Raw genomic sequence first — 12,461 nt, forward strand, 5'->3', positions numbered from 1 at the left:
GGTCAGGGCGTCTTGCCGAGCAGACGCGTGGCCAGCACGGCGGCCTGCGTGCGGCGCTCCAGGCCCAGCTTGGCCAGCACGCTGGAGACGTAGTTCTTCACAGTCTTCTCGGCCAGGAACATCCGCCCGGCGATCTCCCGGTTGGTCAGCCCCTCGGCCACGTACTCCAGGATCCGCCGCTCCTGCTCGGTGAGTGACCTCAGCTCACGCGGCTGCTCGACGCCGTTGCGAACGCGCTCCAGCACCCGGGCGGTGATCGCCGGGTCGAGCAGCGACTGCCCGGCCGCGACGCGGCGCACCGCGTCGACCAGGTCGGTGCCACGGATCTGCTTGAGCACGTACCCGGCGGCACCCGCCATGATCGCTGCGAACAGCGCCTCGTCGTCCTCGTAGGAGGTGAGGATCAGTCCCTTGATGGACGAGTCGACGGCGCGGACGTCACGGCACACGTCGATGCCGTTGCCGTCGGGCAGCCGTGCGTCGAGGATCGCCACGTCGGGCCGCAACGCCGGGATGCGGCGGGCAGCCTCCTGCGCCGAACCGGACTCGCCGACCACCTCGATGTCGCCGCCGCTCTGCAACAGGTCGGCCAGGCCACGGCGGACGACCTCATGGTCGTCGAGGAGGAACACACGGATCATCTCTCGTTTCTACAGGCTGCCCGTGGCCCACCGCACGGGCCGAAGGTCCCGATCGGCGCGCGGCGAGCGGGCGCTCGGACCCGATGGGTCGGGACGTCCGGCCCTGCTCGGCGACGACCCAACGATGGACCGTGAAGGTACGCCGGCCAGCGCGGCACCACCCGCCGCCGGCCCAGCGGGAGAGGAGCACCGACATGGACATCGGCTACACCGCAGCCCAGTTGCGGGCCGCCGCCGTGGACGCGGTCCGGGCACCGTCGTTGCACAACACCCAGCCGTGGCGGCTCCGGCTGCGCGACGGCGGCATCGAGGTGCTGGCCGACCCCACCCGCCGGCTGCCGGCGACCGACCCGAGCGGGTGGGGTCTCCGGATCGCCTGCGGCGCCGCGTTGTTCAACCTGCGGATCGCCCTGGCCGTGGCCGGCGTCCCGGCCCGGGTGCGGCTGCGCCCCGACCCGGCCGAGCCGGACCTGCTGGCCCGGCTGGTGCCGGACCTTCCACGCCGGCCCACCCCCGCCGAGCAGAGCCTGTACGCGGCCATCCCGCACCGGTTCAGCAACCGGCTGCCGTTCTGGCCGGATCCGGTGCCGGCCGACGCCCGGTGGCGCCTCGGCGAGGCGGCCCGTGCCGAGCAGTGCTGGTTGGAGCTGTTGATCGGGGTGAGCGCGGTCTGCGCGTTCGGGGAGATCGCGCGCAGCGCGCACCGGGTGCTGGAGCGCGACCCCGCGTACCGGGCCGAACGGGAACGGTGGCTGCGCCGGGGGCCCACCCCGGACGGCGTGCCCGCCTCGGCCGGAGGTCCGCGGGGCGAGCCGCAGGACGTCCTCCCGGCGCGCGGCTACGGTGGGCGCGACCGCGCCCCCGGGCGGGATTTCGAACCGGAACCCCTGGTGGGGGTGCTGGGCTCGGTGGGCAACACCGCAGTGGACCAGGTTGTCGCCGGGCAGGCCCTGCAACGCCTGCTGCTCACCGCCAGCGACGCCGGACTCAGCGTGTCGATGCTCTCCCAGCCGATCGAGGTGCCCACGGCGCGAGAGCAACTGCGGCTGTCCCTGGGCCGGTTCGGCACACCGCAGATGGTGCTGCGGATCGGGTACGGTCAGCCGGGTCGACCAACCCCCCGACGTGGCGTCGACGAGGTGCTGGACCTGCCGGTGGTGCCCGCCTGACCCGCCGGGACCACTGTCAGGCGGCGAGCACGGCGGCCTCCACTGCCGGGTCCAGCCCGATCGAGCCGCGTCGCGGTCGCCCGGCGCGCGGCGGAACCGCACCGACCTCGCGCAGCCAGCGCCAGGTGTCGCCGACTGTCTCGGCCACCGGCCGGCAGGTCAACCCGGCCGCGAGGGCCCGGGTCACGTCCTGCTCCAGCAACCCCCGGTACGGGTGCCCGCGCGGCAGCCAGATCGGCAGGTCGCTCCACGGCTGCACCCCGGCGGCGAGAATCGACGCCGGATCGGTCCAGCGCAGCCTCGCGTCCGAGCCGACGGTGGCCACGCACGCGTCGAGCAGCTCGCCCATCGTGGTCCGTGCCGGAGGACCGACCGCGTTGAACGTGCCGCCCACCTTCCGGGCGCCCGCGTCCAGCATCCATCCCGCCAGGTCACGGACGTCGACGTACTGCACGGGCAGGTCGGCCGGCGCGGGGGCGAGCACGTCCCCGCCCCGCTCGATGCGCCGTAGCCACCAGGGCAGCCGGCCGATGTCCTCGCCCGGACCCAGGATCAGACCGGCCCGGGCGACCAACGCACGCTGACCGAAAACCTCCCGCACGGCGCGCTCGGCACCTGCCTTGAGCTGCGGGTAGTCGCCGTCGACGGAACCCGCGTCGGCGTCCACCACCGGGGAGTCCTCCGGCAACCCCGCCACGGCATGGTCGGTGTAGACCGAGCCGCTGGACACGTACACGTAATGACCCACCGCGTCGACCAGGGCGCGGGCGGCGTCCCTGGCGGCCCGCGGCGCGCCGTCCCAGGTGTCCACCGCGACGTCCCACTCACCGCCGGCCAGCGCGCCCAGGCCGCCCGGCGCGGTGCGGTCACCCCGCAACCGGTGTACGCCGGGCGGCACGCTGCCGTGCAGCCCCCGGTTGAACACCGTCACCGACCAGCCGCGGCGCACCGCCTCGGTGACAGTGGCGCCGCCCACGAAGCCCGTACCGCCCAGCACCAGCAGTCTCATGCGCTCCACTGTGCCGGCACCGACCGGCAAAGGGCACCGGTGTTCACCGGCAGCGGATCTGCCCGTGGCAGAACTGTCATTCGCCGCCCGTCGCCGTCCCGGCCAGCACGTTCCTGCGGCGCAGCAGCGCCGCCCTCGCCTGGCGGGCCGCCCGCAGGTGCACGGCCGCCACCACGCCGAGCACGAGCACCACCCCCAGCAGCAGCGGCTCGAACTCCTGCCGCACCAGGCTGATGATCAGCGCGCCGACGCTGAACACCAGCCACGCGCCGACGCCGAGCCAGCCGGCGACCACCCGATCCCGGGCGAACAGCGGAGTCCGTCGGGTCACCGCCCAGCCACCGAACGCCGCCCAACACAGACCGATCGCCACCAGGACGGCGAAGGCCACGTTCGTACGCGTCGGCAACCCGGGCTCGGTGACCCAGAGCAGGCCGATCAGGGCGCTCCCGGTGAGACCGGCGAAGGCCACGGCCAGGTAGCCGACCCGCTTGCGCAGCGACAACGGCGCGTCCAGTCGCGCCAACACCTCTTCCGGAGTCATGCTTCGTACCCCTTCCGTACCAGCTCGTGGCGTAACAACCTGCGGGCCCGGTTGAGCCGCGACTTGATGGTGCCGACGGGCACGGCGCAGATCTGCGCGCAGGCGTCCAGCGGCAGATCCTCCAGGTAGAACAGCAGGAGCACCTCCCGTTCCGGGGCCGCAAGCGCCGCCAGCGCGCCGGCGAGCGTTTCCCGGTTGACGACACCCTCCGCCTCGTCGTCACCGGGCAGGTCGTCGAACGGTTCGGGCTCCGGGCGGGCGTACGCGTCCCGCAGCCGGTTCATCACGGCCCGGCGGGCAATGGCGAACAGCCACGGGGCGAACCGGTCCGGCTGCCGCAGCCTCGGCAACCCTTTCACGACCGCCAGCCAGACCTCCTGCACCACATCGTCGTCGGACCCGCCGAGCATCCGCCCGACGTACCGCTCGACCGCCGGATGCCAGCCCTGCACCAGCTCGGCGAACGCCTCCCGCTCACCCAACTGGCAGCGGACCACCAGCAACTCATCGCTCATCGGCCCTCCTTCGCCTGTTCAGTCGGTGTGGGCGCCCGGTAGGTTCACGACCTGCTGCGGACGCTCGCCCAGAACGCAGAAAAGTCGCCCGGGGCATGGTCAACAGAGCCGCCGATTGCGAAACTGCTTCAATCTGCGTCAGCGCGCGCAATCGAGGCGCTTGACGCATTTGGTAACGCGACCCGAACGGAGAAGGGCATGTCCAGCACACCGCTGTCCCTGCCGCAGCCATCCGCGCGGGCGCCCGAGTTCGGCCGGGACGCGCTCATCGTCTGCGAGAACCTGGTGCGGATCTACCAGACCGGTTCGATCGAGGTGCAGGCACTTCAGGGCCTGGACCTGGCCGTGGAGCGCGGTGAGCTGGTCGCCGTCGTCGGTGCCTCCGGGTCGGGCAAGTCGACACTGCTCTCCATCCTGGCCGGCATCGACGCGCCCACCGCCGGGCGGGTCCGGGTCGACAGGTGGAACCTGCTGACGATGTCCCGCGCGGACCGGGTGGCCTACCGGCGGCACACCGTCGGGTTCGTACGGCAGCAGACGGCGAGCAACCTGATCCCTTACCTGACCGCGCGGGAGATGGTGGACCTGCCGATGACGGCTGCCCGTACCGGGAAGCAGGAACGCCGGGAGCGCGCCGCCGAACTACTGGACAGCCTCGGTGTCGCCGACTGCGCCGACCGCCGCCCCGGGCAACTCTCCGGCGGGCAGCAGATGCGGGTCGCGATCGCTGTCGCGCTGGCCAACCAGCCGCAGGTCCTGCTCGCCGACGAGCCGACCGGCGAGCTGGACGCCGCCACGTCCGCTGAGGTCTTCGGCGTGCTGCGGGACGTCAACCGGCGCTACGGCGTGACGGTGGTGGTGGTGACCCACGATCCGGAGGTCAGCGGCCAGGTCGAACGGACCGTCGCGATCCGGGATGGGCGCACCAGCAGCGAGGTGCTGCGCCGCAGCACCACCGACGCGGAGGGCGACACCCACATGATCGCCGAGGAGTACGCGGTGATGGACCGGGCCGGGCGGGTCCAGGTGCCCCGCGAGTTCCGCCAGGCGCTGGCGCTGACCCGACGGGTCCGGCTGGCCCTGGAACCCGACCACATCACGATCCACCCCGACTCGGGAAGCGGCGAATGAGCAGCCAGCCGATGCTGAGCGTGCGCGGCGTACACCGGCGCTTCCGCACCGGGCCGACAGTCGTACACGCACTGAACGGCGTGTCGTTCGACGTGGCCGCCGGATCGATGGTGGCGCTCGTCGGCCGGTCCGGCTCGGGCAAGACCACCCTGCTCAACGTCATCGGCGGCCTGGACCGTCCGGACGCCGGCAGCGTGCACGTCGACGGCACCGACGTCACCGCCCTCGACGAGGACGGCCTGTCCCGGCTGCGCCGCGAGAAGGTGTCGTACGTCTTCCAGAGCTTCGGGTTGATTCCGGTGCTGTCGGCCGCGGAGAACGTCGCCGCCCCGCTGCGGATGGCCCGCGTCGCCCCGACCGAGCGCGAGCGGCGGGTCGAGTTGCTGCTGGAGCTGATCGGTCTGGCCGACCACGCCCGGCAGCGCCCGGCCGAGCTGTCCGGCGGCCAGCAGCAGCGGGTGGCGATCGCCCGCGCGCTGGCCGCCTCGCCCCAGCTTCTGCTCGCCGACGAGCCCACCGGGCAACTGGACGCCGAGACCGGCCTGTCGGTGATGGCCCTGCTGCGCGGGATAGTGGAATCCGAGGGCGTCACCGTGCTGGTGTCGACGCACGACGCGGTGATGATGGCCCTGGCCGACCGGGTGATCCGCATCCACGACGGACACCTCGACGAACAGGCGGCCGGGCAGCCGTACGCGCCAGTGCCGAACGCCCGGTGACGCGACGATGAGGCTGGTCAGCCGCCGGGCCCGCGCGCAGTGGCCGTTGCTGGTGGCCCTCCTCGGGGTCGTCACGATCGGCGCGACGGTGCTGGGTACCTGCACCCTGTTGGTCACCCGCACCGCCGAGCGCGCGCTGGAGGTCGCCGTGGCCCGCGCCGCCCCGTCCGCCGTCGACGTGACCGTCTACACCGGCACCGTCGAGGGTCGGGACACGCCGTCCGTCGCCGCCGACACCCGCACGGTGGTGGCCTCCACTCTCGCACCGTTCCCGGTGACAACAACCGCGCGGGCGTCGACGGTGCTGCGGGCGCTGCCGCCCGGGCTCGCCCCTGGCACCACAGTCCCGGCCCAGGCGTACCTGTCGGGGCTGGACGACCTGCCGGCCCGCAGCGAGCTGGTCACCGGACGTTGGCCACAGCACCCCGGCGACGCGGTGCTGCTGGAGTCCACAGCACAACTGCTCGGCCTCACCCCCGGTCGCCGGGTGCGCCTCGGCGCCGAACTGGCTCACGCGCCCGTCCCACCCATCGACGTGCTCGTCGTCGGTGTCGTACGCCCGCTGCCGGCGCGCGGCTGGGACCGCGACCCGCTGGCCACGGCCGGCTCCGCCGCCGGCTACCGGGACGGCCGCTTCATGCAGCCGGTCAACGCCTACGGCCCTTTCCTCGTCGACCTCGCCGACCTGGTCACCACCGGTGCCACAGTCGACCGGATGGAGGTCACCGCCCATCCGGACCTGTCCCACAGCAACCGCCACGACCTGGAGACAGTGGTTGCGGCCGTCGACGGTGCCGACCGCCGGCTGGCCGGCACCCTCGGCGACCGCGTTCAACTCGCCCGTGTCGCCTCCGAACTGCCGGCGACCCTGCGGTCCGCCGACGACCAACGGCACGTCACCGCCGCCGCCGTGCTCGCCATCGCCGTCCTCGGCGGTGTCCTGGCCGCGACGGCACTCGTCCTCGCCGGCCGGCTGACCACTGGCATACGCGCCGACGAGAGCGCCCTGCGGTCGGCCCTGGGCGCCAGCCGTCGCCAACTCGCCGCCACCGCGACGTTCGAAGCCGGGTTCGTCGCCGCCGTCGCCGCCGCGCTCGCGATACCGGCCTCGTCGGCCCTGCACGCCGGCCTGACCCACCTGCCGCCGCTGGACGGCGCCGGCCTGACCGTCCGACCGGCCGTCGTCGGCGCCCAGGTCGTCGCTGTGGTCGGCGGTGCGCTGGTGCTCGCCGCTGTCCTCATCGTCCTGGCGATCCGGCCCGTCGCGGCAGCCGGCGACCAGCGCACCCGCCGCGAACTGCTGGCCCGATCCGGTGCCGACCTGATGCTCGCGGTCTTCGCCGCCGCCGCATGGTGGCAGCTGTACGCGCAGCCCACCGACGCCAGCCCACGCGCCGACGCGGTCCGGATGCTCGCGCCGGCGCTGCTGCTCACCGCGGGTGCCGCCTTGGCGCTCCGGGTGGTACTACCCGCCCTGCGCGGCGCCGACCGGCTGGCGTACCGCGCCCGCGGGCTGGCGTTTCCGCTGGCGGTCGCCGAGGCCGCCCGCCGGCCACAGGCGGTCGCCGCCGGGCTGCTCGTCGGGCTGGCCTGCGCGGCCGGGACCTTCGGCCTCGCCTTCGACGACACGTGGCACCAGTCGCAGCGCGACCAGGCAGCGCTCGCCGTCGGCACCGACCTGGCACTCACCCTCAGCACGGCGCCGGTGGCCGGCGACGGGGCGATCCTCAGCGCGGCCACCGCGGGTGCGGTGAGCCCGGCCCTCGACCGTGGCACCGCCGTCGGTCAGTGGCTCGGCAGCGCCGGTGACGCGCCGCGCCTGGTCGCCGTCGACACCACCCGCGCCGACGCGCTGCTGCGCGGGCGGCTGGACAACGACCGAGGATGGGCCGACGTGGGTGCCACGCTGGCACCACGCACCCGGGTCACCGGCCTCGCCGTTCCGGCTGGCGCCCCGCTCGTACTGAGCGGGACCGCCGCCGGTGACACCCCGCCCGTCGTGACGCCCCGGCTGATGCTGCAGGACGCCACCGGCCTACGCACGGCCTGCACCGGTCCCGCCGTACCGCTCGACGGCAGGGAGTTTCAGCTGCCCGCCTGCGCGACGGCTGACGGGCTGCGCCTCGTCGCTGTCGCCCTGCCGGTCGCCGCCGACGCGGGCGGCGGACCCGTCGCCGTAGCCGTCACACTCACAGTGCCGCCCGCCGGATCGGCGCAGGACCCCACCGACGGATCGGGTTGGACAGCCACCTCCGCGCCGCCGATTCCGAGCAGGTTGAGAGACCCGACCGTCATGGTGTCCGCCACCCCGACGGGAACCACGTTGCGGATGGCCGCGACCGTCGACCTCGGCGGCGTCGAGGACGCCGCCCGGACCCTCGTCGCCACCGCCTTCCCGGACCCCGGCCCGGTGCCCGTCGCCGTCTCCGCCCGCTTCGCCAGCGAGGTCGGTGTCGAGAGCGGCAGCCAGCTCAGCGTCACCGTCGGCATCACGCCCGTCCCGGTCGTCGTCACCGAGGTCGTGCCGACCGTACCGTCCGCCCCCGGCGCCGTCGCCGTCCTGGCCGACCTGGACACGCTGTCCCGCGCACGTGCCGTCACCGGCGACCTGACATTCCCGGTCGACGCCTGGTGGGTCGGCCACCCGGCCGGCCCCGCTGCCGCCGAGCGGGCCACCGCCCTGCACCTGGGCGCCGTGGTGACCCGCGAGGCGGAGACCACCCGCCTCATCGGCGGCCCGTTGCTCGCCGGGCTGCCGGCCGCGCTGCGCCTCATCGTCCCGGCCGCGGCCCTGCTGCTGCTGGCCGGCGTCGTCCTGCACGTCACCTGTGATCTCCAGGTCCGCGCCGTCGAGGTGACGCGGCTGCGCGGCCTGGGGATGTCCCGACGCGGCATCCGGGCCGTGCTGCTCGGCCAGCACGCCGGGGTCCTGCTGCCGGTGCTCGCGGCAGGCGCGGCCGTCGGCGCGCTCGCCACCCGCGTCGTCGCTCCCCTGCTCGTGCGCTCCGAAACCGGTGCCGCGCCCGTCCCGGCCACCCAGCCACACTGGCCGTGGCCAGCCGAGGCCGCACTGCTCGCCGTACTGCTGGCCGGATGCATGCTGGCGGTCGCCGTCGTGGTCACCGTCCAGGTCCGCCGGGCCGACGCCACGCACCTGCGGGTGGCGCCGTGAAGCGGTGGCTGAACCGCCGGTGGCCGACGCCGCACTGGCCCAGTGTCCGTGGCCGTGGCCGTGCCGACGTCGGACCGCTGCTGCTCACCGCCGCCGTCATCGCGGCCGTCGCGCTGCTCGCCGGAGCAGCGCCGGCACTGCTCCGCGCCGCCGCCGACGACGCCGTGCGGGACACGGTCCGCCGCGCCGGCCAGGACTCGAACGTCCTCGTCCACGCGAACTGGGAACGCGACGACGGGCCGACCGGCGGGCGGGTCCGGATGCCCCACCTCGCCGAGGACCTCGGCAACTTCCGCGACCGGGCGACATCGGCCCTCGGGCCCGACCTGGACGCCGCGCTGCTCCCGCCGGTCACCGCCGTCAACGGCCCGATCCTCGCCATCACCGACGGCAACGCGCCGCGTACCTTCCAGTTCACCTACCTGGCCGGGGACCTCGACGGCCCGGACGTGACCTGGATCGCCGGCAGCCCGCCCGGCCCCACCGTCTCCGACGAGTACGTCGAGGTCCCCTACGGCGGACCGCCCTGGCCGGTGCAGGTCGGCCTCTCCGAGGCGGACGCCGCCGCACTCGACCTCGGCCCCGGCGATCGGATCCCGGTGAGGGACGGCCAGGGTCGCGACAAGGACGTCCGGATCAGCGGGATCTACCGACCCACTGACAGCGCCGACCCGGCCTGGCGGCTCGCCGCGGCGCTGCTGCGCCCGGTGCCCGGCGCCGACGGCCCGGGGACCACCCGGTTCGCCGGCTTGCTGTCGCGCGAGTCGTTACCGGACGCCCGGCTCGCCGTCGACGAGGACCAGCTGCGACGCACCGTCCATTTCGCCCCCGTTCCCGACGCGCTCACCTGGGACGCCGCAGCGGCGCTCGCCGGCCAGGTGGTCAAGCTCAAGGCGACCTCGGGCTCGTCGAGCGACCGCGACCAGTCCCTGAAGTGGGAATCGCAGCTCGATACCGCCCTGCGCGACGCCCGTACCCGCAACAGCGCCGCCTCCACACAGGCCGCCGTCCTGCTCGCCGGGGTCCTGACCGCCACGGTGCTGGTCCTGCTGCTCGCCGCCAACCTGCTGGTCCGCCGCCGTACCCCGGTGCTGAGTGTCGCTCGGCAGCGTGGGGCGGCGCTACCCGACCTCGGCGTGGAACTGATCATCGAGTCCACTGTGGTGTCGGTGTCGGCCGCCGCCGTCGGGCTCGCGCTCGCGCGCGCGGCCGCCCCGGGCGTCTCCTGGACCTGGGCGGTTCCCGTGGTCCTGGCCGGGGCCCTCGCCGGCCCGGCGTTCGGCACCCTCGCCGCCGCCCGTGCCAGCCGTGACCGACGCCAACCCGCCAACCGGGCCGCTCGGCGCTGGATCCGGGCCACCGGTGAGTTGCGCCGCACCGCGGTGGAGGCGGCTGTCCTGATCGCCGCGGTGGCCGCCTTCGTCACACTGCACCAGCGTGGGCTCCTGCCCGTCGCCTCCGACGGTGACAACGGTGAGCTGACCGGCGACCTCATCCTGCCGATCAGCGCCCTCGCTCTGGGCGCGCTCGTCGGCGCGCTCGTCCTGCTCCGGCTACTGCCCCTCGGGGCGCGGTTCGCGCTCCGAGGGGCCCTGCGCTCGCGCCGCCCGCTGGCCGTGTTCAGTGCCGCCCAGGCGGCCACAACGGCCGGGCGTGCGCTGCCGCTGCTGGTTCTGGTCAGCACCACGACGCTCGCGTCGTTCGCGCTCATCCTCGGCGCCACCGTCACCCGGGGCCTCACCGACGGCGCGTGGAGCACCGTCGGCGCCGACGCCCGCCTCGACGTCGGCGCCGACGCCGAGGCCGCCACGCCCGCACTCGCCGAGCGCATCGCCGCCGCACCGGGGGTGGGGCAGGTCGTCGTCGCGCAGGTGACCGACTCGGCACGCGTCTTCAGCGAATCGACGCTGCTCACCCCACGCCTGGTCATCGTGGACACCGCGGCGTTCCAGCGCCTGCTGGCCACCACTCCGCTGCCCGACGCGCCGGCGTTGGCCCGGCTCACGGCACCCGGTCCTGGCCCCGGGGAGGTCCCGGCGCTGGTCCGTTCGAGTGACGGCGATCTGCGGACCGGCACGCGGCTGCAGCTACCCCGGGACGGGGCCCCGGCGATCCGGCTCACCGCCGTCGGTGCCGCTCCCTCCGTCGGCGGCGCCACCGACGTCGTCATCGTGGACGCCGCGGCCCTCGCCGACGCCGGGCTGCCCGCCGTCCCGAACACCGTCTGGGTGACCGGCCCCGGAGCGGGCCGGGCCGTGTCGAACACCGGAGTGACCTCCGAGGTCGTGCTGCGTGCGGACGTCCTGCGGGCGCAGCGGGTGGCTCCGCTGACGGCAGGGCTGGTACGGCTGGCGTGGACGGCCGCCCCGGTGCTGCTGGCGCTGGGGTTGCTCGGCCTCATGCTCGCCGCCGCCGCCGGCGCCCCGCAGCGGTGGCAGACCCTGACCCGACTGCGGACCCTCGGCCTGCGGCCACGCGACGCCCGCTGGGTCGCCGCCGGAGAGCTGCTGCCGCCGGTGGTGGTCACCGCGGTGTGCGGCCCGCTACTCGGGGCCCTGCTCGCACGCCTGACGCTCGGCCCGCTCGACCTGTGGCTGCTCACCGGTCAGGCCGCCGATCCGACGGCGGTCCTGCCGTGGTGGCTGCTGGGCCTGGTGAGCGTGGCGCTGCTGGCTACGGCCGCCGCTGTCGTACCTGTGGAGTCGGCGCTGCGGCGACGCGACCGGCTGAGCGAGGTGCTCCGCGCCGGCGAGTGACAGTTGGTCTGTGCGCGGGGAGCAGAAACGACGAGACCCGTTACCGGATATCCGGTAACGGGTCGTCCGATCCGCTTGTATGGATGGTGGGCGATACTGGGTTTGAACCAGTGACCTCTTCCGTGTCAAGGAAGCGCGCTCCCACTGCGCCAATCGCCCGTGGCGGCCCCGTGGGGCGCATCGCGAGCGGACGACGGGATTCGAACCCGCGACCCTCACCTTGGCAAGGTGATGCGCTACCAGCTGCGCTACGTCCGCACGTCCCCGGCAAGCGCCGGCGACAGGTGAACTCTACCCGATGCCAAGATCGCTTGGCACGGCACCCTGGCCGGTCGCGGTTGCGCTGGTCCCGGCCGGGGTACTGAAGGGCTCGACAGCGCACCACACCCCCTTAAGGAGGCTGTCGTGGGTATCGGCACCAGCATCTTCCTGATCGCGCTCGGCGCGATCCTCACCTTCGCACTGGACGCGAGCGTCGGCGGCATCAACCTCGACGTGGTCGGCTGGATCCTGATGGGCGCCGGCGTGCTCGGCCTGATCATGACCACGCTGATCTGGGGTCGCCGCCGCCAGGTCGTCACCACCACCGAGCAGCCGGTGGAGTATCGCCAGGTCGAGGAGCGGCGGGACATCGCGCCGCCGCTGTGATCCGGCCAGCTCCACCGCTGGCGGAGCCGCCAGACCACAGTGATCGCGGGCCGGCCACCTTCACCGAAGGCGGCCGGCCCGTCAGCAACGCGACCGGTGGCAACCCCGGAGGGATGCGTTCGGCGTGTCGAGTCGCCGAACTGCTAGCGATCGCCGC

General features: G+C 74.2%; 10 protein-coding genes and 2 tRNA genes. 6 read left to right on the forward strand and 6 right to left on the reverse strand.

Annotated elements, in window-relative coordinates; all coding sequences use genetic code 11:
• Positions 1-2: 2 nt before the first annotated feature.
• On the reverse strand, positions 3-641 hold the full coding sequence (locus AB0B94_RS28110) for a response regulator transcription factor (RefSeq protein WP_357286992.1): 639 nt from the start codon (positions 639-641) through the stop codon (positions 3-5).
• Between the two features lie 194 nt (positions 642-835).
• On the opposite strand from AB0B94_RS28110, the gene AB0B94_RS28115 reads away from it, so the two are divergent.
• Positions 836-1,810: a nitroreductase gene (locus AB0B94_RS28115; RefSeq protein ID WP_357286997.1), complete on the forward strand. Its 975-nt coding sequence runs from the start codon at positions 836-838 to the stop codon at positions 1,808-1,810.
• A gap of 16 nt (positions 1,811-1,826) precedes the next feature.
• Here AB0B94_RS28115 and AB0B94_RS28120 read toward each other — a convergent pair whose 3' ends face one another.
• The 3 genes from AB0B94_RS28120 to AB0B94_RS28130 all read right to left on the reverse strand — a co-directional run bounded on the left by AB0B94_RS28120 (position 1,827) and on the right by AB0B94_RS28130 (position 3,878).
• Positions 1,827-2,819, reverse strand: coding sequence for a reductase (locus AB0B94_RS28120; protein ID WP_357287000.1), 993 nt, complete (start codon positions 2,817-2,819; stop codon positions 1,827-1,829).
• 76 nt (positions 2,820-2,895) lie between these two features.
• Positions 2,896-3,363 (reverse strand): hypothetical protein, encoded by a 468-nt coding sequence (locus tag AB0B94_RS28125; RefSeq protein WP_357287003.1) that lies wholly within the window; start codon positions 3,361-3,363, stop codon positions 2,896-2,898.
• Complete coding sequence (locus AB0B94_RS28130) at positions 3,360-3,878, reverse strand: sigma-70 family RNA polymerase sigma factor (protein ID WP_357287006.1); 519 nt, start codon at positions 3,876-3,878, stop codon at positions 3,360-3,362. Before AB0B94_RS28130 ends, AB0B94_RS28125 begins: the two co-directional genes overlap by 4 nt.
• 198 nt (positions 3,879-4,076) lie before the next feature.
• Here AB0B94_RS28130 and AB0B94_RS28135 point away from each other — a divergent pair, with 198 nt between their 5' ends.
• The 4 genes from AB0B94_RS28135 to AB0B94_RS28150 are packed head-to-tail and all read left to right on the forward strand — an operon-like array spanning position 4,077 to position 11,656.
• The gene (locus tag AB0B94_RS28135) at positions 4,077-5,009 is read left to right on the forward strand and encodes an ABC transporter ATP-binding protein (protein WP_357287010.1); all 933 of its coding nucleotides are present in this window, start codon (positions 4,077-4,079) and stop codon (positions 5,007-5,009) included.
• On the forward strand, positions 5,006-5,728 hold the full coding sequence (locus AB0B94_RS28140; protein WP_357287014.1) for an ABC transporter ATP-binding protein: 723 nt from the start codon (positions 5,006-5,008) through the stop codon (positions 5,726-5,728). The genes AB0B94_RS28135 and AB0B94_RS28140 overlap by 4 nt, the downstream gene beginning before the upstream one ends.
• A 7-nt stretch (positions 5,729-5,735) precedes the next feature.
• Complete coding sequence (locus AB0B94_RS28145) at positions 5,736-8,900, forward strand: permease (protein ID WP_357287017.1); 3,165 nt, start codon at positions 5,736-5,738, stop codon at positions 8,898-8,900.
• Positions 8,897-11,656: an FtsX-like permease family protein gene (locus AB0B94_RS28150; RefSeq protein WP_357287020.1), complete on the forward strand. Its 2,760-nt coding sequence runs from the start codon at positions 8,897-8,899 to the stop codon at positions 11,654-11,656. Before AB0B94_RS28145 ends, AB0B94_RS28150 begins: the two co-directional genes overlap by 4 nt.
• Before the next feature lie 84 nt (positions 11,657-11,740).
• Here the strand turns inward: AB0B94_RS28150 and AB0B94_RS28155 are convergent.
• Together AB0B94_RS28155 and AB0B94_RS28160 are read right to left on the reverse strand one after the other, a co-directional pair.
• Positions 11,741-11,815 (reverse strand) — tRNA-Val (locus AB0B94_RS28155).
• A 26-nt stretch (positions 11,816-11,841) separates the two neighbouring features.
• A tRNA-Gly gene (locus AB0B94_RS28160) sits at positions 11,842-11,914 on the reverse strand.
• 147 nt (positions 11,915-12,061) lie between these two features.
• Between AB0B94_RS28160 and AB0B94_RS28165 the strand changes: the two genes are divergently transcribed.
• A complete protein-coding gene (locus AB0B94_RS28165) occupies positions 12,062-12,304 on the forward strand; it encodes a DUF6458 family protein (protein WP_091400768.1) in 243 nt (80 codons plus the stop codon).
• Positions 12,305-12,461: the final 157 nt, after the last annotated feature.

It is taken from the genome of Micromonospora sp. NPDC048986, assembly GCF_040649335.1.
Taxonomy (GTDB): domain Bacteria; phylum Actinomycetota; class Actinomycetes; order Mycobacteriales; family Micromonosporaceae; genus Micromonospora; species Micromonospora alfalfae.